The organism is Niabella terrae, from assembly GCF_054783135.1.
The window spans coordinates 84,623-106,996 of sequence record NZ_BAAGRD010000005.1; the positions used below are offsets into that span (position 1 = coordinate 84,623).

Below are 22,374 nucleotides of genomic sequence, written 5' to 3' on the forward strand. Positions count from 1 at the left end.
CGAAGACTGGAGCGACTTTTCAGGAAACGATGAGTTTTGAACTGTGTGAAAATGACTGGGAGAAAAATTAACATTTGAATTGTTTTATTGGCTATTTGTAACCGGATGACTTGCTTAGCTGAACTTTTTTCAGAAGTTGGTCAAAGAATCGTAAAAAAAGAAGAAATCTTTCCAGTTTCACGATGAGGCGGAATTTGCCGCAGCAGTCATGAAAACGAAAATTTGTGCCTTCGGCTTTATGTAGTGCATAATACAGCATAATGTAAAGACCGTAAGTGGAAGTTATTGTCTGGAATATATGTATCGCATAATACGAAATTCCGCAAAGTGCCGATTCAGTTCTTAAAGCCAGAGATAGCTGCTAAATAGGATCACATTATACATACCCACAGGATATTATGAGAAGATACATTACATCAAATGATTGCAGGCGCTTTATTGCGATCGGAGCGTTCTTACTTGTTGCTCAATTTGTTGCAAATGCTCAGGAGCGTAACAAGCTGCCGGAATCTGATACCATCCCTGAACTGGATACCACTCAGTATTTTATCGGGACCGACAGATCGGATGGTGTTTTTTTTCAAAGCAGCCAGCTGGCTGTAAATAACGGAGATTCCAATCTGCTCAACATGTTACCCTATGTTTCCATTCAGCAACAGGGAAAAGGAAGATTGAGTGGCGTATTAACCAGCGAGCCAAGCGGAGAACCCGGCACGGACCAGCCTATATTCATACAGGGCTTAAACGGCCCGTTGCTGACGAAGAAGGATTTATTTGATCAGCAGGCGACCGTATTTCTGAACGGCATTCCTCTAACCAGAGATCATCCGTTTGCGTACGAGATCCAGAAAACGGATTACACGCGTATCGGAACCAATACCAACAATCTGGCTATTTTTCATATCGATAATATCCAGTCGATAAAAGTGATTAAAGATCCTGCAGCGCTGGCTGCTCTGGGCCCGCTTGCTGCAAACGGAGCGATTTGGATTACTACCAAGAACGCTTCTGCAGGACAAAATAAAGGCAGTGTAAATTTGTATTCCGGTTTTGTTTCCGTTCCCGCAATATCGCCTACGAATTCCGCCTACGAACGAGCGTTCCGGCAACCATATTATAATAAATATGCCAGCATCGAAGACCTGATCAATGTGCCGGCATTTTTAAAGGATTCGACGAATGCTGACTATTATGGCCCGGCAAACTGGTATGAATCCTATTACAAGCCTACTTATACATATGGTGCGGACGCCAGCCTGGAAGGGGGATCTGAAAGGGCGAACTTTCGATTATTCCTGAGTTCAGTGAGAGATGCAAACAGTGCAGACCGAACCGCGCTGCAAAGACATAATGCATCGTTTTTTATCAATGTGGCGCCGCTGACATGGCTGAACTTTTCTTCCATGATCAACTATAACCGTCTCGATCGTACCCGGAACCGCAGTATTACGGAGCGACTGGCGGAACAGCGCTATTTACCCGATCTGGCAAACCCGTTGACGCCCAATAAAGTGCTCTATGATGAATACCTGCATGAATTTGATAAGGCTATTGATGATAATGTAAATAATAGTTTTCAATCATATTTTACATTAACTGCCAGGTACAAAACATTACAACTGCATTCTTCGTTGATGGTTGATTACAGCGATATTACCAGAGATGCGTTCTGGCCGCAAACCCTGTTGGAAAAAAATAATTTCGTATCTCACTATCTAGGTATTAACCAACGGGTACTGATTTCGAACGCAGTTTCCAATGAGTTCGAATTTACCGGGCCGCACCGGCTGAAACTTACTGCACGTCAATCCTATGTCACGGATATGTACCGTTACAAGTACGCGATTGGGTATAATGGTCCCAATGATTTTATTAAGATAAATCTTTATCACAATAATTCCGACGAAGCTGCTTATATCAGTTACTACTACCCCAATCGTATATCTACTGCCCTGTTGACATATTCCGGTGAAGCAGCATACAGCTATAATGATGTATTATTCGTGAATGCGGTCGTCAGGAGAGACGGTTCTTCGACCAAGGACCTGGACAATCGCTGGATAACAGGTTATTCGGGGAGTGTCGAATACGATCTAGGAAAACAACTGCAACTCGAACGTGCAGGTATGCGCCTTTTCGCAGGGTATGGGCGGATAGGAAAAGTCATTTCCGATGACCGGTTTTCTAATGGTCCGATTTATTCATCCTATGTCGGCTGGTCCAATGAGCCTACCCTGGGCACTTATCTGGGGCTCCCTGCGCTCGCAAGACCCTATAACTTTGGATGGGTCGGAAATGATCTACCCTGGGCTTATTACGAAAAAATGAATATCGGTATTCAGCACTCGTTGCTGGGTAACCGGGTTAACTACGCCATTGAGTTCTATAACAGAAATGACAAAAATGGCGCTTTGTTGGTCCCCACTCCGGCAGAATGGGGCTATGAAGGACAGTATTTATCGGGATTGGAAGTTAACAATCGCGGGTTGGATTTCTCGTTAAATGCGCTGATTATCAAGAATCAAAGAGGAATCAATTGGTCATTGAACGGTAACATAAGTTTTAATGCCAACAAACTGGTCGCGCTGCCCAACGGTCGATCCGAGATCATTGTTGCGAACTCGAAGCTGAAAGTGGGAGAAAGGGTCGATGCACTCTGGCTCTATAAAAATGAAGGGATTTACAACAGTGACGCCGATGTGCCCCAGAATCCCGCGACAGGGAAGCCGCTTACTTATAATGGTGTGACATTCGGTGCCGGGGACGCACGCTGGGTTGATACCAATGGAGATTTTGATGTCAATAATGCCGATCGCGTATTAATGGGCAACTACATGCCCAAACAGTTTGGAGGATTTGGCACACGCCTGGATTATAAGGGTCTCTCTCTTGATTTGCAATTCTATTTTGCAGCGGGACAGAAATACTTGAATCAGTATGCAGCCTCCAGACTTGATTTTGTCAATAGTGATTTTACGAAGGCTTTGAGTTCCGTTAAAGAAATTACTTTCTGGCAGAAGGGTGAGGACCTTTCCGGTTATCCACAGTATAACCCCTGGAGTAGTCTGGTGCCGTTTCAGTTGAACCAGGATCTTTTCATGCAGGACGCCTCTTATATTAAACTGCGTTCGGCGACACTGGCCTATAGCATTCCTACCAACGACCGATTGATTAAAAAGGCGCAGGTGTATCTGATTGGCAATAACCTGCTCACATTTACAAAGTTTAAGGGGGACGATCCGGAGCTGATCAATTATCAGGGTATATATGACGGCAAGGCCCTGCCTTTGGTGCGTACTGTCACGCTTGGTGTTAGAATTGATTTATAAAGATTGAAGTAATACAATATGCTAAAGAAAATGCGACAAACAACTTTATTGAGTGCTTTGCTGCTCGTTGCAGTTTTGATGTCTGTTTCCTGTAATAAAAAGTTAGACATAGACGCTTCCTCAGTAGTATATCAGAAGAATGCCTGGAAAACACTTGAGGACGCAAGAGGTGGTATTCTTGGAAGCTATGCTTTATTTAGAACTGCTGTGGCAAATAACAATGCTTATTGGCTATATGGAGAGTTTAGAAGCGGTGTGTTTTCCGCCATCAACAGTCCCGATCTCGCAGCTGTTATTTCCAATGAGCTGACTGCAGGATATCCTTCCATTGTCAGTGCATCTGACTGGACCAAATTTTATGCAGCGATTAACAGTTGTAACAGCCTGATTGAGAATGTAGGAAATTGTAAGACTGACATCCGGTATACAGATGATTATTTTCGGCTGGACGTGGCACAGGCCCGCGCATTACGTGCCTTTGCCTATTTTCTGATGGTACGGATCTGGGGTGATGTACCGCTCATTACCACTTCAGGTGAAGGCCAGGGCTTTCCCGAAGTGGCCCGAACTGATAAAGATGTAGTGCTCCAGTTCGCTGAAAATGAACTCATAGAGATCGCTAAAGACCTGCCATATCTGTATTCAGGTCAAGACCTGGAGAATAAGTTTCCTGCCAACTATTATAACAAATCAGCGGGGTTTTGGCTGAATGCCCCAATTACAAGGCTGGGTGCCTATGCGATACTTTCTCATATTAGTGCCTGGCAGGGCAACTATGCTGAAGCATTGGTATATACAGAGTTTGTCATTAATAATTCGAGTCGGGGAAACCTCGAGCCCGTGGAGACCGATGAACTTGTTGCAGGTACCGGAATGTTTCAGGCAGGTTCCAATAACTATCGACAGCTGGTAGGCTTCAGTTTCGACAAAGCCGATGGTGAAACAACGACAGACGGTCATATTGAAAATTACACTTTGGCGAATACGCCGGTTTTCCCCATGTCGAAGCAGTTACCAAGCTTATTTGTACCCAGAGAACAGATTCTGGCGATATTCAATGAGAATGGTGATGAACGCTTCGGAGTGGATTTTGATGTGACACCTGCCATCTATAGGGATGCTTACTTTGAGAATTTTAATGGTGAAATACCTGTATTTAAAAAGATTCGTGTTCTTGATGCCGGGAGCTCTGTGACCAATGGTCGCTTTGTTGTCTACAACTCTTCCATCATTTTCACCCGCTTCGAAGAAATCAAGCTGTTACGGGCCGAAGCATTTGCGGCTGTAAACAGATTAAACGAATCCGTTCAGTTGTTAAATGAAGTTCGGGTACTAAGGGGCCTGAATGCCACTTCATATACAGGCCGGGAAGATTTGCTTGAGAAAATATTTTTGGAAAGAACCCGTGAGTTGATGGGCGAGGGATGGCATTGGTTTGATCAGATCAGGAGAACCAGGTTACTGAAAGATCGTCCTGAGATGGAAATGCTGATCAGTACGGAAGGTATTTACTGGCCGCTATCCAAGAATGTTATCGAACGGAACGGAACATTGAATCAAAACGACTACTGGAATTAAAATAATGACAAGATGAAGCTGTACAATTTTCTGTTTATTATGATTATGGGCATTATGTTTTCTCTGAGCTCCTGCGAGAAAACTGATGATACTTATAAGAATTACGAAAATGAGCTGAACGTGTTTGACGGGAATGCTTATGATTATTTTCAAAGCCAACCCCCCGGAAGCTATGATTCGCTGCTCCTGGCACTGGACAGATGCCCTGATTTGAAAGAATTTATGAGTAAAAATGATGTGACGGTGTTTGCACTTGCCAATCGATCTTTCACTTTGTCTTTTCAGAACCTTAATAGTGCCCGCGCAGACTCTGTTCCTGCGCTGCCAGCATTGAACATTAGTACGATCGATACTTCGATGTTGCAAAGGTACTTGGCAAGGTATATTGTGGTGGATAAGTATACCACTGCCGATATTTCGGTTTCTTCTGATGGTATCCGGGTACCCAGTGTTCTGTATGATTATGATATGCACTTGCAGTATGTATCGACTGACGCGTCGGGTTTTGTCGGTGGCGGCCCCAAATCTTTATTGTTCAGCGATACCAATAATTCACTGGATATTAATAACTGGATACGGGTAGGGACCACAACGGTTGACGTTTTGACCAGTAACGCCATAATTAACTACCTGCCGGCCAACCATATTTTCGGATTTGGTACTGATTTTATCATGAATGTCAACAAGGACTGAATCTTTTAACTTTTATCGATTGAAAAATATGATACAGATTTTCAGCAATAACCGAACATTATTATTATTCCTGCTCCTGCCGGTTGTGATGGTTTCCTGTGACAAATATTTACCGGATGCAAGGGAAAATATTGGTATAGATTCGGAAATTCCGGTAAAGACCTACACGCCTGTCTTAGGTCGAAATTCCGTTTATTCGAATATCTTCTCCAAGTTGAGTACTTCCTATCCGGCCACTTTTAAACTTGTGAATCTGAGACGGAGGAGTGGAGACGATGCTCCTGAATTACGGACTGTAGTGCCGGTGAAGGTATGGTCCCATGCATATACTGGTGAAGAAACCTCTCTGGAAGAAATTGAAGCAAAAAGAGAAATACAGAATCGACCAGTATTCGAGATAGGGGAACATTCGGGCGACCTTATTTTCTGGAATACCGCCAATTCTAATTTTATCAGGGCCTTACCTGATTCGGGTTATCTGTTTGATATCGAAGTTTCCAATAGCGGAGGTCGGAGATATTTTCAGGACCTGCAGTTACAACCGCTACGCGAAGTAGCTTATGAACCCAATAGTTTTGATGCCTACACCGGTATGCAGACTTCTCCTTACGTACACCCGAATGATATTATCAATGTACAGGTAGATACATCACTTGCAAACATGTATATGGGAAATTTTGCGATTGATGTCACCTTCAACAAGATCATGGATGGTAACGAGAACAAGCTAACCTTCCGTTTTCTGGATCGGGATAATAATTTTATTAATCCTGACAAATTCACCGATACTGACTGGCCTGGACTGGTGCATGGGTTTAATATGGAAAAAACGGCTACTGGAGTGAGTTATGATGTGGCTTATCCAATACCACTGGCCCGGATACCAACGAAGTATACTTCCAATGGTGGTTTGTTAAACAGGGTGATGTTCCGATACCGCTCCCTTGGATTTGGAAACGCGATAGAGGAGAACTATTTCGGGTTGAACTTTGCGATATATGAACCCGGCAACTGGGAGATAATCTTCCGATTCAGCATTTTCAATCCCAAGTTCGACTAACGGCTTATTACTTCATAAAATATCCAAAACATTTCGTGATGATAACTTTCAGCAATAAATTTTTAATCTTATCTGGCTTATTTATTATGCTGGCGACGGGTACGATCGCTCAGAATAATATTACAGTTACCGGTAAGGTCGTGGATTTGAATAGTAAAAGTGGACTTGCCTATGTGAATATAGCCACTTTAAAAGATGATAATCACCTGGGGACCACAGATGCTGAGGGTGCTTTTACGATTACGGCTCCCCAAGGCACCACTATTCTATTTACTTATGCCGGATATGACAGTTACAAAATGGCAATAAAGACTACAGGACCGCTGCTGATTGAACTTTCTCCCAAACAAGGCGGAAAAGATGATGAGGTTATTGTACAGGCTTTCAGCGAAAGGAACCGTGATTTAAAAACAGGAGCTTCCACGAGGGTGAGTGGTGATGTGGTAAAGAATGTTCCGGCGTCTTCCTTTGTGGACCTTTTACAAGGGCGGGCTGCAGGGTTGAATATCCAGAATAATGCCGGCTCTCCCGGTGCTGTAGGTACGATTACCATTCGGGGTACTTCCCAGATTGGCGTTTCCAGCGATGGATTTTTGACACCCTCTTCGCCATTGTTTATCATTGACGGTGTCCCCGTGGATATCAACAGTAACTACAGTTATAATAATAATACTACTGCAAATAACGTAAATCCGCTGTCACTAATCCCACCTGATGATATTGAATCTTTTGATATCCTGAAAGATGCGGCAGCGATGTCTTTGTACGGTTCAAGAGCTGCCAACGGGGTGATTATTGTAACTACCAAAAGAGGTCGTTCCAGAATACCCCAGGTCAACTACCGTGCAGATTTTTTTGTAAACCGTCCGCCCAGATTACTCCCGACCATCGGAGGTGTTGAGGAGAGAAATATGCGGATCAATACCATTCTGGCTTACGATACTACCCGTCTTGAAACACTGAAAGCACTGGTGAATCAGTCTTTCTTTCTTGCAGATAGTCTGAATCCCTACTTCAATAATTCGACGAACTGGCAGGATGTTTACTACCGGCCTTCCGCCAACCAAACCCATAATATTCAGATTTCAGGTGGCGACATGAAGTTCAATTATAAAACCAACCTGAACTATTATTCAGAGAAGGGGATTGTAAAGAATACGGATTTTGAACGTTATACATTGAACATGCAGGCCGGTTATAATCCCAACCCGAAATTCAGGATGCTGGCTACGATCACTGCCGGCTACGGGGTACGGGGAAACGGGACCAGTGTCGATGGACTGCAGTCGGGTATCGCAAGTTCGGCAGCCACATCTTCCCTGTTGCCTCCGCCTACGCTCTATGATGTAAACAGTGCCGCTGCAGGCCCTGATACGAAGAATAATCAAAACCGGGCCAACAGCATTTCCGGTAATCTGGATGTGCAGTATACCTTTATCGATGGTTTGACTGCTCAGAATGCTTTTAGTTATAATTATAATACCAACAATAACAACCTGTTTATCCCCTCAGCTTTATCCGGAAGTGCCGCAGATGTCCGGTTTTTGGATGATCGAAATTACACGATCAATAACCGGAGTGTACTGAAGTATAATAAAGAAGCGGGGAAACATTCGTTTGCACCTTTTGTATTTTCCGAATTGAATGCCTTTGGTTCCAAATATTATAATGTTCGCCTGGCGGGAACCGCCAATGACCAGATCAAGGGACCGCTGGGCTATGAATGGGGCAGTTCTCAGGGAGCTATCGGATCTTTAGATGGAAATGGAAATGTAGTTAATCCGGTCAAAGAGACCCGTATGATTGGTTATGGGGGATCCATGTTTTACAGTTTTGATAAGAAGTATATATTCTCGGTGGATTATCGGGTGGATCTCTCGTCCAGTAATGGTCCGACCCGGGGCTGGGTGCATTCACCTTCTGTGTCAGGCCGCTGGAATTTCTTCCGGGAGAAATGGTTTGAAGATGCTGCCTGGTTATCTGAGGGTGCCATACGAGGTAGTTGGGGACAGGTAACAACACCGGTGGGCGATATCTTTAATGTATACGGTAAATATATCGTGGGTGCTCCCTATAATAATAACCCGACGGTGACTTTGGATTTTAATTCGATTCCGAATGTTGATTTTTCTCCCCAGGTGGTTACTTACTTAAATGGAGGTCTGGATATCGGATTGTTTAGTAATAATGTGCGGGTGACGCTGGATGCCTATTATAAAACCACTGAAAACCAGCTGACCGATATTCAACTCAACAATACCACCGCATTTGGTAAGTATGTCCTGAACGGCGCTTCTGTGGTGAACCGGGGTTTTGAATTTACCGGCGATTTTGTCATTCTCAACCGGGAAGACCTGAGAATTTTCCTGAATACCAACTTTGCCATAGATAAATCAACATTGGTAAAACTTCCTGGCGGGTTAAGGGAGCGGACGCAAAGTATCACTGATGGGACGATGAGCCTGCCGGTTTTGCAGCGGATTGGATTGTCGCAGTTTACCAATATTATGCTGATTAATAAAGGTGTCTATGCTTCCACGGATGATGTGCCGGTGGATCCGAACACAGGATTACGGTTGCAATATGGCCGGAATAATAATATGTTCTTTAAGGCGGGAGACCCCATCTGGGTGGATATCAATGGTGACTATGTTATTGATGATAATGATCTGGTTCCGGTGGGTAATCCGATACCGCTGATCAACGGGGGATTTAACCCCAGTTTAACCTACAAGGATTTTGTCCTGAATTTTAGTATTGCTTTTACCCTGAAAAGAGATATTATCAATCAGGTGCTGGCTTCGCGCATGGCGGCCTATACTAGTCCTTATGCACTCAATGCGCGCCAAAGCATCAGTGATTATAATTACTGGAAACCCAATAATGGCGACCTCGACAATGGTACGGTGGGAGCTGTTTACCCCAACCCCTATGACTATGTACGCTCGAATAGTTTGGGAACATTTCGACCCAATCAAACCCTGTACCTGGAAGATGGTTCCTATGTGAAAATGAACAGTATTTCATTAATGTACAATATCAACCGAAAGCTGATTTCCCGATATGGCCTGACCCAGTTTCAGCTGAGAGCCAGTATGCGTAATGTATTTACGATCACCAATTATAGTGGGGTGAATCCGGAGAGTGTTACCAGTCTCGGCCGGGATGTATCCGGCGGGTATCCGAATGCAAAAAGTTATTCTTTAGGTATCGGAATAATATTTTAAAACAGAAAAAGAGTCGATCTATGTATAAGTTTATAACAGCACTGGTCTTATTGTTAACCCTGACATTCAGTGGTTGCAAGAAGTTTGTGGACCTGGATCCGCCAAGTAGTCTCTCGGGAAATAATTTCTGGCAGTCTGTAGATGATGTGGAGGCATTTACCAACGGTACATATCAGTTATTGCGGGAATGTTTTACCCGCCCGAATCTCCAGGCAGGTAGCGGTACAGATGAATTTCCGTTCTTTCTTTTTGCCGGAGATCTGCGTGGCGCCCCGGTCATCCGGAACACCGCATGGAGTCGGGTGTATATTGACTATTTGTCTAATAATAACCTGAGGGCTTTCTTTAACGCCACCAGCTCGGGCGATGTCTACTGGTTTGATTTGTGGAATATGCAGCGGTTCAGTCAGTGGGATAAACTATATAAAGTAGTGGCATCTGCGAATATTGAATACGTGAAGGTGGACGATGTCAAAGATCCGGATATGACAGCTGCCCTGAGAACGAAGTATAAAGCAGAATCCATTTTTCTACGTTGCTTTGCTTATTTTATTATGGTTCGGCAATGGGGAGATGTTCCGTATTATACCAATGCCTACCAGACAGATCCGCTACCAAGAACCAAGATGGTAACCGTGCTAAAGAATTGTGTCGCCGACCTGGAATCGGTTTATCAGGAACTCCCCTGGACTTATGAAGACCCGGTATATGTGGCCGTCAGAGCGATGAGGGGATCGGCACTAGCACTGTTGATGCATATGAATATGTGGCTGGCAGCTTTTGATGCGGATAATAAGCAGGCGTATTATGAAAAAGTCACCGCTTACGGGAATGAATTAATTAGTGAGAATGGAGGCGCCTACCGGTTGCTTCCGATCGAACAAACCGGTGAGATATTCAAGGGCCGGTCACCGGAAGGCTTGTTTGAAATTCCTCAGAACAGACGCTATAATGAAAGTTTCGGCTGGGGTACTTATTTTGACCATATCAACGAACAAAGCGGTAGCTATGCCTATCCTTATATTTTCTATACGACAAAGTTTATGGAAGATTTATGGCCGCAAAGTGATGCTTCAACCGATCTGCGCAAAACTGTTTGGTACCGGGCTTCCACACTCTACACCCAGGACAACCAGTTCCGGATGTATAAATTTCAGTTGAGCATAGATGAAAACAATCCGGACAACGGGACATTTGACGCGAGCTTAACGGTATTTCGGTACACAGATGCGATTCTTTTGTATGCAGAAGCTTTGGCGGATCTGGGAAGGGATGACGAGGCGATAGAGGTAGCGCAACTGGTAAGAGACAGGGCTAATGCGCCCCGACTGACCAATTCGGGCGATGATTTAAAGGAAGATCTGTATCTGGAACGTTGCCGCGAACTGATGGGAGAAGGGCATTGGTGGTTTGACCTGATAAGAACCAAAAGGATTTTGACCAACCCTTACGGATACAGAGCGACGCTCTCTCAGTTTAACGCGGGTTGCTGGACCTGGCCAATTGATGAGAAGGCACTTGAAAACAATCCCGGAATGACATTGAATACCTATTGGGAATAAAATGAATAAAATGAAATTAAGAATTATTGGTACCCTGGTTCTGGCTGCTACTACGTTGATTTTCAGTTGCAGTAAAAAAGATTATTACGAGGACACCGGTACACTGAATCCGGAGTACAATGGAACGGTTATGCAGTACCTGGAGTCCAAGCCGGAGTATTTTGACAGTCTTGTCAGAATTATTAAAATGGCAGATTACGAAACAGTACTGAACCAGGAAAACATAACTTTTTTTGCACCGACCGATTCCTCCATCCGGGCTGCTATGGAGATAGCTAATGACTACAGAGAACGGGTGGGAAAGCCAAGGTTGTATAAGATCTCCGATGTAGCTCCTTCCATCTGGAAAAAATACCTGGGTCGGTATATATTTGAATTTGCCCGTGGACTCAATGATTTTTCTCAGATCGATTTCGCGAATATTACTTCCTATCCCGGTCAGATGTATACATCTTATTCGGGTGAACAGATGAATATCGGGTCAGTTTATACCGATCTGGTCAATAAGAACGAGGCGACGGGGACTACCACCACCATTAAATATGGAGGCTATCGCTTTCTCACGATTTCCTATTTAACAAGTCCGTTCAGTCCCACCGAGTATGATACCTGGAGGTCGGCAGTAGTTTCTTCGGTAAACATCAAGCCCAAAAACGGTTATGTACATGTATTGAGTATGTTGTTGCATGTTTTTGGTTTTGATGAAAATGAGTTTTCTCAGGATGTGGCTTATTACAATGATTAATAAAACGATGTATACAATGCTTATAAGAAGTTTTGCGTTTGGTTTCCTGTTGCTGATGGCAATAAGCTCCTGTACCAAGGACGTAGTACTGGCTGAACCGGTGTATCCGCCTGGCGAGCGCCCTGCCATTCAATTTTCCTCGGACAAGCCGATTCCGGCAAACAGTAATGTGGGTGGCACTGTTAAGTTTACTATCGCAGGACTTGATGCCTATGCCGGCCAGTTTAAATTTTATATCAATGATGCAGAAGCCGAAGTGGTGGCGTTGGATAATAATAGTGTAACAGTAAGAATACCTCAAACAGCTATTACCGGGAACGCTTCTATCAAGGTTGCAGACAAGACCTACTTTGGCCCACTTATTAAAATCAATGGCAGTATCGAGATTGATCCTAATTTTTCTACCGCTGGTTCACAAGCCGTTGGCACAACTTATGGCATCGTTCCGAGTCCGAATGGGTACTATGTTTACGGTACGTTTTCCGATTTTAATAATAAAGCGTCGATAACTGTTCCGATCCGGGGTGTTGTGAATATAAATGCTGATGGAAATTACTCGGATAATCAGTACTTAATGAGTCGGGTATTTGACGGGACCGGCGTCCGGAGTATGATCCCTTTAAACGGTGGCCGCTATTTTGTTGCCGGAGGTTTTAATAGTATTTTTTATGATGAGTCCAATGATGCGTTGGACCGGCGCTTCGACAATATCAACAATATGGCCGTTGTTTATCAGGAAGGCCTGCTGGATACGACAATCGTTGATATTATTAATTCCAATCCTGCAGAAAATCCTAACGGGGATAAAGATACCGTCAGTACTTTCAATGGAGGCGTTACGGCTGGGGATGTGGTAAAGGCATTTGTGGACAGTGATGGCAAAATTGTGGTAGTAGGGAACTTCTACGTCTACAGCTCCGTTTTTTACCCGGCGTCTACAGCCACCAGCTACTATACTGATCTGATCGTAACACCGGTAAACGTACGGATGAATCAGGACGGTAGTTTTGACTCTACTTATAATTATAATCCAGCTACTAAAAGAGGCGGAGATGGCGCTACCGGAAATATTCTGGATGCGGCAATGCTGCCGGGCGATGATATACTGCTGGCAGGTAACTTTACTGCTATCCATGGTGTAGCTGCGCGTTATCTGGCCCGGATCAAGGCCAGCGACGGTACTGTTGATGCTTCGTTTAACCCGGGTGGTGTAGGTCCCAACGGAGATGTAAGCTCAGTTAAGTATAACCCGGCCACCGGGAAGGTTCTGATCGCAGGTCCATTTACCACTTATAACGGCGTTGCCGTCAATGGTGTGGCGATGCTCAATCCCGACGGCAGCCTGGACAATAATTTCCAGTTTAAACAAATAACGGGTGGGCTCGTAAATTTTGCCCAGCAGCTGAATTTCAAGAATATTATAGTCGTATCAGGTTCTTTTACCCATTATAATAATCAGGTACGTCCGGGTCTGATGTTTCTGGATGCAAGCGGGAACCTGATTCCGGAGTATAACCGTTTTGGTTTGTTCAGTGGCGCGTTAACCGGCATCCTGGAACAAGCGGATGCCAATACCGGACTCACCAGCTTATTCCTGACCGGACGTTTCTCGAGGTTCGACAATATAGAAGTGGGTAATTTCCTGAAAGTTAATTTTCTGGAGTAAATAAAAAGACTTCTAACAGATACAAATGAATCAGATTTTTTAAGGATAAAATTAGTTCAATGATGCGGATTACTAAATGGTTGATCGTTGTGATGGCCGGGTTTTTGACTGCCTCCTGTAATAAAACAGCGGATTATAGCCTGAATTCTCCCCTGAATACAACCGATACTGCCCGGGCAGGAAACAAAGTTCTATTAGTGATAGTTGATGGTCTGGTCGGAGCCGAAGTAAAGGCTGCATCACCTGTGCATTTGACATCTTATGTACCCAATGCGATATTCAGCTATGATGCCATTAATTCCTATATTGATGACAGTGTTAGCAATGCCTACGGCTGGACAAGCCTGTTAACAGGCGTAAGAGCTGCAAAGCACCAGGTTACCGGAGATTTCGACGAAGGAGAATTGGATCTGTATCCGCCGCTGATTAGCAGAATGAAACAGCTGAAGCCCGCCCTTACTACTATTGGCATAACCACCAGTCAGTCACTAAAGGACGAACTGCTCAAGGATGCAACACAGACCTATGTTTTCGCACAGCAGGATGCACAGGCTTTTAGTAAGGCGAAGGAGCTGCTGCAATCTGAAAACCCGGATCTGGCTGTTGTACAGTTTTCGGGTGTGGACAGTGCGGGTTCGGCAACGGATTATACCGCTGCTACGCCGACTTATAAACAGGCCATTAACCGTATAGACGCCTATATTGGTTCCTTGGTTCAGACTATCCAGCAACGCAAGAATTATGACAAAGAGGAGTGGCTGGTAGTTGTGAGTTCCGGCAAAGGTTCGAATACCCGGTACCAGCCGGCTGGAACAGCCTGGGATGCTTTTAGTGATAAAATGCATAATACTTTCATTATGCTGTACAATCCCAGATTTGTAGGACGCCAGATAAAAAAGCCAACAGGTGTAAATCCTTATGTCGGCCAAACCTACAATGTTAAATCCGGAAATGCGAATATCGCCGACCGCAGCGCCCTGGCTTCGCTGAGTTATAGTAATTCTATATTTGGTGAAGAAGACGAGTTTACCATGCAGTGTAAAGTCCGTCTGCCTAAAAGTGCCAATGGCAGCTATGGCTATATCAGCTGTGGTTTTCTGGGCTTCAGGCGCAGCTCGGATAATAATGCAGCCGGGATTACATTCACGATAACCGGCAACCGACCCGCACTTGCGCTCCGCTCAGGAGATGGTGGTTCGCTCATCTCTCAGGTTACCGGTCCCACCGACGTTGCCGATGATTATTGGCATACCCTGACTTTTGTTAAGAGAAGGAGTACGTCTGGCACCTCCTATACCGGACTGTTCTATATGGATGGTAACATCATTGGTGAGATTCCTGGTATTACGGCTTCGTTCAATACTGAATCCCCTTTATGTGTTGGCATGACTAAATTATCGGTGCCTAATCCCATTGTAAATGCAACTTATGGCACCCAATCCAGCGATTCCTGGGCTACTACCGTACTGCGGGTGACCGATATCCGGATTTACAATACAGCTTTGACTGATCAGTACATACAAAATAACTATTGTGCTGTTGAAATTGCTGAATCCGACCCCTATTATATTAATCTCCTGGGCTTTTGGAAAGGAACCGAAATAGCAAAAGATGGTAGCAGTTTTTATTATCCGAACCTGGCCGCTAGTGACAATACATCACTGGACATTCTGGAAGCGGGGGCAGATGGGAATTTTGTGGAAATAAACGAAACTTCCAACAAAGTATGTCCACAGCTCAGCGAAACTACCTACAAGGAAATGATGAATACCGTGGATGTGACATATCAGATCTACAGCTGGCTGGGAATGCCTCCTGCCACCTCCTGGGGACTCGATGGTAAGGTATACCTGCCAAAATATATTGATATATCAAATTAAATAATCTGAACATGAAATATTGGGTTTACAAAGCAGCGTTTATTTGTCTGATCTGTGTGGGTGTGTATTCCTGCAAACCGGATCTGGGAGATTATAATTACGGGTTCAATCAGAACGGGCTGGATTCCACGAATCTGGAAGTTGACACTTCAACTCAGCTGACCAATACAAGTAAGTATGCTAAAGCCAGGGTCTTCCCGGGTCTGGTATGTGATAACGAACGGATCGATACGACGATCACACTGGACCTCAATTATCATTATGTGACGAACGCCAAGATTCGGATTAGTGTTCCTCCAACGCCTTTGTTCAGCACAGGCCTTTATGCTGCTCCGGGAGACCTGGTGACGATCATTGTTCCAGAAGGTGAGTATTCTCTGAGTGTTCAGGTAGGCGCATGGACTGACGATCTTACCGCAAAAGAAGCAGAAGAACCGCTTTTGCGCGACCCCAGAATAGTAGAGAGAAAAGCATTGTCGCCAGGTGTCAACAGGGTTCGAAATCTCTACGGAGGACATATTTATATTGTTCCTTCCAGACCCATTAGCACCCCGCTTACTTTTAAGTTTGAACGGGTGAATGCTTCTCCGGATTTTGTACTGGGTAAGACAACCAATGCAGCGTGGCAGCAGAAAATTCAGAATTCCTGTGTGCCCTGGCTGGAACTTCGGAGTAAGTATATCGTTTTTGTAGTTTCCAGGGAATTCTGCCTGAACCAGCGTATTGAGGATCCGCAGGCTTTGATGGAAGAATGGGAAACCGCCATCCGGGAAGATTTTTTCGGCTGGATGGGGCTGGTGGAACAGGCTTCTGACGAAGTGGATGAATCGCCGGCGCTACCGTATCGGGTAGTATTTGATATCCAGCCTTCGGTGGGCTATGGCCATAATGGTAGCCCAATAGTCGTCACCAACGATTATCACTGGTTCAGCTTCTGTTCCGATCTTACCTGGCTGAAAGGCTCCAATGCCTGGGGGATTTACCATGAAATCGGACATAACGCCCAAATGAGTGTATGGAGTTGGAGTACGCTGGGTGAAACCACCAATAACCTTTTTAATTATAAACTCGCCAGACGAAATGAACTTTCTGGATATCCCAATGCCTGGCCCGCAAAACATGACAGCTGGTCTGCGCAACTGGTAGAGACATTCGATGCGGCAATAGCATTTGCCAATTCCTCCGGTGGTAAGAATTTTGATGGTTCCAATGAAGCCATCGATGATCCCTTCAGAAGAATGACGCCTTTCCTTCAGATTTTTGATTTCGTGAAGCCCAATATGCCAGGTGTGAATAACAGCCCGAATGATGGCTGGGGATTCATGACTTATTTATATCAGCAGGGCCGACGCAGTGTACGGCCCCCGACCAGCGATATTCTCAAACATGATTTTGTTTATACGAATCTTTGCGAGTATACAAAAATGGACTGGCGCTTGTTCTTTAATGCCTGGGGAATTCAGATCAGTAATATTGCTTCGGCCGGTATGTTTGGCCGTTATCCGATCATGGATAAGGAGATATGGAACTACAATCCTGCTACACGAGATGCCAGCAATGTAGGTACAGTGAACGTAGATCTGTATTCGCCAGCTAATTGGGCCATTGAGAGTTTCACTTCGGAAGAGCCATCTGGAGAAGGCGCGTCCAACGGCAAGGCCATTTTCCTGATTGACGGCAACATTAATTCATTCTGGCACTCCCAGTGGGCTGCAGCTTCCGCAACGCCACCGCATATGCTGGTGGTGGACATAGGCAGGCTTTTTGGTATGCCGCTTACATTCTCCCGTATAAAATATGCACATCGGCAATCATTGACCCGCACAGCCAATTTGGTGCATTTTGATTACAGTAATGATAATGATAACTGGACAGAAATTCCCGGAAGTCCGTTCACATTACCCAAAGTGACAGGATATATCAACCTGGATCTGGGTACCACTATAAGTGCCAGATACGTGAGAATCCGTGTGGAAAGTGCCGCTGACGGCGATGGAACGAATTTTCTGGCAATTGGAGAATTTGCCGTTGAACCGTAATAACTTGAAAGGAGGTCCTTTCAAAGGGCATCCTTTACAACTAAAGCATAAGAAAAGGGGTGGCCCCGAAATCTAAAAAAAATAATTGCAGAAAATGAAAAGAGTATCTAATACATTCTTACTATCGGGGGTTCTGGCCGCCATCGTCTGGGCGGGCATTAGTACAGGATGCAAAAAGTTTGAAGATATGCCCCCATACTTTGAGCAGATCGATACCATAAAGTCGAGTGCGGTAAGAAAAGTGTTGCTTATCGGTGTAGATGGTGTTGTAGGTGAAGCCCTGCGTGAAATTGCCCCGGCCAATCTCACAGCAATGGAACAACACAGCAAGTTTTCCTATGAATCATGGGCAGATGAAGTAACCACAGATGCAGCTTCCTGGAAAACCCTGCTTTCAGGGGTTTCCTATGCAAAACATGCGGTCAGTGACAGTTCCTTTGCATATAATTTCGATGGTGAATCAGAAGATCATGATGCAGTGAAACAGTATCCTTCGATCTTCATGAATATTCTCAGTTCTGAGAAGGCGGATCTGTCAACGGCAATTATGAGTCCCTGGAACAACCTGATTACCAAGTTGACACCGGAAGTGGAAAATAATTATGTTGCGGCAGATGATGCGGCCGTCAGTGATTCTGCGATCCGCATGATTCAGCAAAACCGTACGCCTGCGTTTTCCGTAATTAATTTCAATGAGCCTGCCATTGCAGGGAAAGCCGGCAGTTTTTCCGCTGCTGACGCAGGTTATAAAGCTGCGATTAACAAAGTCGATGGCTATATAGGTAAAATCCTCGAAGCGGTAAAAGCCCGTCCTGGCTATAATACATCCGAAGAGTGGCTGATTATCGTCACCAGTACCCATGGCGGTATCGGTAATAATTATGGCGGCAACAGCGCCGACGAGATCAATACGTTTATCTTCTTCTACAACGAACGATTTTCCGCAACCGAGTTAACTAAGGAAGGTACTTTTTCCTCTCCATATCTGAATGGCACCGGGAGCTCAGCTGTCAGAGCGGTGATCGGGGATGTGACCGCTTATGATCTGAGCTCGGCCCCGATGACCTATGAGTTTAAGGTGAAAGGCTCACGTAGTGGCAATTATCCTGTATTCTTTTCTAAAAGAGGTCCGGAAAGTGGTAATACCATCCGGTCAAATAACGATCCCGGCTTTGCATTAATAGCCGGCAATGGCGGCGGGATTCAGAATTTTTTACGCGGTACCGGCTCCAATTCTCCAGGCTCGGCTTCCGGCTTCAATGTGCAGAACGGCAGTTGGCATGATATTGCCATGACTTATGAGGACAGCGCCTCTTTCAAATTGGCTAAGATTTATATCGATGGGGAACTGGCTTCCCGGGCCGATATTAGCTCAGCAGGCGATTGGAGCAGTTATCAATCGCCTTTCCCGCTTACTTTCGGATATAAACAGGGAGATTTTGTTTCTTCTTTTAATTGCTATATCTCGGATGTTAAAGTGTTCAATGTGGCGCTGACGGCTAAAGAAGTGGCGGATAATCTCTGTACCCAGAATCCACTGGAAAACCATAGTAGAAAAGATAAAATTATTGGCTATTGGCCCTGTAATGACGGTATTGGCGGTGTGTTCAAGAATTATGCCCCGGCCGGTGCAGGCAAAGATTTTGTCATTGAGAATATTGGAAGCTGGGATATCTCAAATGATATTCCCTGTGTTTTCCCGACCTCGCCAGGCGCTGGTAAACTTTCCCTGGTGCTGACTTCGCTGGATGTTGCACCTACAGTTATGTATTGGCTTGGTATTAATATCAACAACCGTTGGGGCTGGCAGGGATCTGCAAGCTGGATGGATCAGTTTGAAGTAGAATTTCTGGAGTCTTCAGGATTCTGATCCCGCTTATAGAACAACTGATTAAGGACCTGTCACTGTCGAAATACAGCGGCGGGTTCTTTTTATTGGCCTGGTCGAGCTGATGCTGCCTTCATTAACGGAAAGGTTCCGGATTGCTGCTTAATTGTAAACCGTGGATTTATACATTTTCCAAAGTCTCAACCATCAGATGATTGTAGGCTTCATCCAGAAAATTGGGAATCAGGTTGCTATTGGTACGGTAAATCTTGTCTGGATCTTCCAAATGTTCCAGCATACTGGTAAGTTTTGCTTCGGAGTGGTTACGAATCACGGTCATTCTTTTTTCCTCTTCCTGGAAATATTTATGCATGCCCTGCGCATCCGCCTCCGGGTGGAATTGTGTACCAAAAATATACGGACTGAAACGGATCCCCATAACGGCTCTTTCGTAGGGCACATGCGGGCGCTCTTTTTCGATACAGGTGACATAGGCGCCCATGTCATGGAGCAGGTCCAGATTAGGCTGTATGAGTTGAAAATCACGGCTGTCTACGGCGTAAAAAGGGTTTTTCAGATTTCTGAAAATGGGATCACCCAGCGCATCAGGAAGTATATGGATGGGAAATATGCCGAATGAGGTGGATTTGCGTTTGCAGATCAGCCCGGCATTAAAGTAGCGGCTGGCCAGCTGAAAAGAATGACAAATCAGAAAAACATATTTCTTTACGGTATTATCAGGATTTTCGTTCCACCGGATCAAATCTCCAAACCAGCGGCTCCAGCCTATATCCCAGTCTTCAAAGCGCGTACTCAGTGGATCACCGGGCCCTCCGCTTGAAATATAAATATCGTGGGACAAATCAGGAAGTTCGTTTTTAACCCTCAGGTCAAAAACGGTATATTGAATGGAGTAGTTTTTTGCTTCTGCCCAGCGGTATGCAATTTCACGGATACATCTCATACCCTGATTGGGATAACCTGCATTTAAGTCTAAAACGGCTATCTTAACCAGCCTTTTTTCGTTCTCAAGCATCCTGCGAAAGTAAGATTTTATTTTTTACCAGCGGGTATCCGGGGAATCTGAGTCAGTAGGCCAGGGGTTGAAAAGCCCGGAAATTTGATCCGGGTTAAGTTCTTTTTGCGGGATTTACCGGTATTTTTTGGCGATGGAATAACCAACGGAATCGTTGAGGCGGTAGAGTGGATAACCGTTAACCTGTTTTTTCAACGATCGTTCATATTTATCCACAATTCTGCCTTTTTTATCAAATACTTGTGGAGAATTAAAAAAAGTAAGCAGACAGTAGCTTTCTCCTTTGAATGTGCTGTTTAAAGCCTGGTTCCTCACGGCCATCAGTATCATATATTTTTTTTGGTATTGTTCGAAGTAATTCAAACGGGTAATCCAGGTGCATCCGATGGATTTCAAATCCCTGATCAGTCGCAAGACGGCTGGCCGGTCAAAATGATATTTGTCCAGGCTGTCACCAAATGCGGGTGCATCTATATTGAAATGATAGATGTATTTTATTTTCGGGGTAATGATTTCAAACGCGATTTCAGTAAATGTGCGGTTCTCAAAGAGCACGGTAAAAGGTTTGTCGTTATAGAGCTTTTCATAACGTTCACAGACCGAGTTCAGCGCTGAAGCATTATGATCAAAGAAATTCGTGCTGAAATTTTTAGGGTAGCCGCAGGACAACAGGGTCATCGTCCAGCAACCGGAAATAATATATATAAGAATCAGCTTCAAGTCTTTCGTTTTTTCGGGTTATAAGAAGTAATGCCATAAACAATATCCCTGAAAAGGCTGGCGGGTAATTGCTGCAAGGTCAGCCGGCCATAATCCCAGTATACGATCTCTATTTTATCTCCGGGGAGCCGGGCGATATGGGTCAACAGTATATAGTGGGTGGGGGTTTTGATAAAGGACCGGGAATGCCTCTTGCGGTAAAGCTTTTTATTGTTTATATACAGAAAGACTTCGTTATCATTTATTTTCCCTGCGATATATGCATAAAGACTGACCTTGGGTCGGATTAGATCTGCGCCTACCGATTTAATTGTACCTGGGAACAGCCGACGTGTCATCCGGTTGAATTTGGCAAAGTTGGTGGAGGCCCAGAAAGTGTTTTCATCTCCCATCTGAAACCGGCGATTGAAGAAATTCAGATATCCTTTAAAATGATCTGCCAGGGATAAAAACCACATCTGTCCGGCGGGATTGATGTCCAGTTCCGCTTTATATTTCAGTAGACCAGCCGCTTTTCGAACGTCCATTCCGGGTTTGATGACCGTTTTGCCCATGCGGGCCTCCCCGTATTTAAACAGGTGAATCATGAATTTTGAAAACCCGAGAGGATCGTAGGTCAGCGGTAAGTAGGTCAGCGCGGAATAGGCACAGAAATTCGTGGGTTTGCCTTCATGAAAGGCAAAAGGGCTGGTCGTGAAAGTTCTTAAATTGTCAAGCAGCAGGCCGGGATCCACATTTGGCCAGAAATGGCTTTTGTCCAGATGGGAAATGGAATCCAGGTAAGCCACCGCCTGGGCGGCGGTACTGGTGGCCGGTGCTTTGGGAACCTGAGCCATCAGGGAACCATGAAATAAGAGGGACAGTGCCAAAAGCAGCCGTCCGAATTGCTGAAAGTTCATTGTTGTCGGAAATAATATCTCTTTTTCCCGAAAGTAAAGATTTCTGTACAATCTGATTTCGGGATTGTTAAAGGGGAAGGGTGCATAAGCAGGCGGCGCAGATGCAGCCGAT

General features: G+C 44.8%; 14 protein-coding genes. 11 read left to right on the forward strand and 3 right to left on the reverse strand.

Annotation, left to right across the window (positions count from 1 at the left end; all coding sequences use genetic code 11):
• Positions 1-398: 398 nt before the first annotated feature.
• The 11 genes from ACYVI9_RS06325 to ACYVI9_RS06375 all read left to right on the forward strand — a co-directional run bounded on the left by ACYVI9_RS06325 (position 399) and on the right by ACYVI9_RS06375 (position 19,649).
• Positions 399-3,329 carry a TonB-dependent receptor plug domain-containing protein gene (locus ACYVI9_RS06325; RefSeq protein ID WP_460762156.1) on the forward strand — a complete coding sequence of 977 codons (2,931 nt, stop codon included), beginning with the start codon at positions 399-401 and terminating at the stop codon, positions 3,327-3,329.
• A 30-nt stretch (positions 3,330-3,359) separates the two neighbouring features.
• The gene (locus tag ACYVI9_RS06330) at positions 3,360-4,907 is read left to right on the forward strand and encodes a RagB/SusD family nutrient uptake outer membrane protein (protein WP_460762159.1); all 1,548 of its coding nucleotides are present in this window, start codon (positions 3,360-3,362) and stop codon (positions 4,905-4,907) included.
• A 12-nt stretch (positions 4,908-4,919) separates the two neighbouring features.
• Positions 4,920-5,600 carry a hypothetical protein gene (locus tag ACYVI9_RS06335; protein ID WP_460762161.1) on the forward strand — a complete coding sequence of 227 codons (681 nt, stop codon included), beginning with the start codon at positions 4,920-4,922 and terminating at the stop codon, positions 5,598-5,600.
• Positions 5,601-5,628: 28 nt separating this feature from the next.
• Positions 5,629-6,660, forward strand: coding sequence for a DUF5007 domain-containing protein (locus tag ACYVI9_RS06340; protein ID WP_460762164.1), 1,032 nt, complete (start codon positions 5,629-5,631; stop codon positions 6,658-6,660).
• 38 nt (positions 6,661-6,698) lie between these two features.
• Positions 6,699-9,887, forward strand: coding sequence for a SusC/RagA family TonB-linked outer membrane protein (locus ACYVI9_RS06345; RefSeq protein WP_460762167.1), 3,189 nt, complete (start codon positions 6,699-6,701; stop codon positions 9,885-9,887).
• Positions 9,888-9,907: 20 nt separating this feature from the next.
• Entirely contained in the window at positions 9,908-11,449 is a 1,542-nt protein-coding gene (locus ACYVI9_RS06350; protein ID WP_460762170.1) for a RagB/SusD family nutrient uptake outer membrane protein, read from the forward strand.
• A gap of 10 nt (positions 11,450-11,459) precedes the next feature.
• Positions 11,460-12,194 carry a hypothetical protein gene (locus ACYVI9_RS06355; RefSeq protein WP_460762172.1) on the forward strand — a complete coding sequence of 245 codons (735 nt, stop codon included), beginning with the start codon at positions 11,460-11,462 and terminating at the stop codon, positions 12,192-12,194.
• Between the two features lie 16 nt (positions 12,195-12,210).
• The gene (locus tag ACYVI9_RS06360; RefSeq protein WP_460762175.1) at positions 12,211-13,860 is read left to right on the forward strand and encodes a DUF5008 domain-containing protein; all 1,650 of its coding nucleotides are present in this window, start codon (positions 12,211-12,213) and stop codon (positions 13,858-13,860) included.
• A 59-nt stretch (positions 13,861-13,919) separates the two neighbouring features.
• Positions 13,920-15,740, forward strand: coding sequence for an alkaline phosphatase family protein (locus ACYVI9_RS06365; protein WP_460762178.1), 1,821 nt, complete (start codon positions 13,920-13,922; stop codon positions 15,738-15,740).
• A gap of 11 nt (positions 15,741-15,751) precedes the next feature.
• Complete coding sequence (locus ACYVI9_RS06370; protein WP_460762181.1) at positions 15,752-17,779, forward strand: M60 family metallopeptidase; 2,028 nt, start codon at positions 15,752-15,754, stop codon at positions 17,777-17,779.
• A 94-nt stretch (positions 17,780-17,873) separates the two neighbouring features.
• Positions 17,874-19,649 (forward strand): LamG-like jellyroll fold domain-containing protein, encoded by a 1,776-nt coding sequence (locus ACYVI9_RS06375; RefSeq protein WP_460762184.1) that lies wholly within the window; start codon positions 17,874-17,876, stop codon positions 19,647-19,649.
• A gap of 139 nt (positions 19,650-19,788) precedes the next feature.
• Here ACYVI9_RS06375 and ACYVI9_RS06380 read toward each other — a convergent pair whose 3' ends face one another.
• From ACYVI9_RS06380 to ACYVI9_RS06390, 3 genes are all read right to left on the reverse strand, one after another.
• Positions 19,789-20,643 (reverse strand): type 1 glutamine amidotransferase, encoded by an 855-nt coding sequence (locus ACYVI9_RS06380; RefSeq protein ID WP_460762187.1) that lies wholly within the window; start codon positions 20,641-20,643, stop codon positions 19,789-19,791.
• 114 nt (positions 20,644-20,757) lie between these two features.
• Complete coding sequence (locus ACYVI9_RS06385) at positions 20,758-21,363, reverse strand: hypothetical protein (RefSeq protein WP_460762190.1); 606 nt, start codon at positions 21,361-21,363, stop codon at positions 20,758-20,760.
• Positions 21,360-22,262, reverse strand: coding sequence for a hypothetical protein (locus ACYVI9_RS06390; protein ID WP_460762193.1), 903 nt, complete (start codon positions 22,260-22,262; stop codon positions 21,360-21,362). Before ACYVI9_RS06390 ends, ACYVI9_RS06385 begins: the two co-directional genes overlap by 4 nt.
• Positions 22,263-22,374 lie beyond the last annotated feature (112 nt).

Excerpts from the sequence above, each read along its gene's own strand:
- ACYVI9_RS06325 (WP_460762156.1), top strand. The coding sequence starts at position 399 with ATGAGAAGATACATTACATCAAATGATTGCAGGCGCTTTATTGCGATC.
- ACYVI9_RS06340 (WP_460762164.1), top strand. The coding sequence starts at position 5,629 with ATGATACAGATTTTCAGCAATAACCGAACATTATTATTATTCCTGCTC.
- ACYVI9_RS06355 (WP_460762172.1), top strand. The coding sequence starts at position 11,460 with ATGAAATTAAGAATTATTGGTACCCTGGTTCTGGCTGCTACTACGTTG.
- ACYVI9_RS06345 (WP_460762167.1), top strand. The coding sequence starts at position 6,699 with ATGATAACTTTCAGCAATAAATTTTTAATCTTATCTGGCTTATTTATT.
- ACYVI9_RS06370 (WP_460762181.1), top strand. The coding sequence starts at position 15,752 with ATGAAATATTGGGTTTACAAAGCAGCGTTTATTTGTCTGATCTGTGTG.
- ACYVI9_RS06360 (WP_460762175.1), top strand. The coding sequence starts at position 12,211 with ATGCTTATAAGAAGTTTTGCGTTTGGTTTCCTGTTGCTGATGGCAATA.
- ACYVI9_RS06375 (WP_460762184.1), top strand. The coding sequence starts at position 17,874 with ATGAAAAGAGTATCTAATACATTCTTACTATCGGGGGTTCTGGCCGCC.
- ACYVI9_RS06390 (WP_460762193.1), bottom strand. The coding sequence starts at position 22,262 with ATGAACTTTCAGCAATTCGGACGGCTGCTTTTGGCACTGTCCCTCTTA.
- ACYVI9_RS06380 (WP_460762187.1), bottom strand. The coding sequence starts at position 20,643 with ATGCTTGAGAACGAAAAAAGGCTGGTTAAGATAGCCGTTTTAGACTTA.
- ACYVI9_RS06365 (WP_460762178.1), top strand. The coding sequence starts at position 13,920 with ATGATGCGGATTACTAAATGGTTGATCGTTGTGATGGCCGGGTTTTTG.
- ACYVI9_RS06350 (WP_460762170.1), top strand. The coding sequence starts at position 9,908 with ATGTATAAGTTTATAACAGCACTGGTCTTATTGTTAACCCTGACATTC.
- ACYVI9_RS06330 (WP_460762159.1), top strand. The coding sequence starts at position 3,360 with ATGCGACAAACAACTTTATTGAGTGCTTTGCTGCTCGTTGCAGTTTTG.
- ACYVI9_RS06335 (WP_460762161.1), top strand. The coding sequence starts at position 4,920 with ATGAAGCTGTACAATTTTCTGTTTATTATGATTATGGGCATTATGTTT.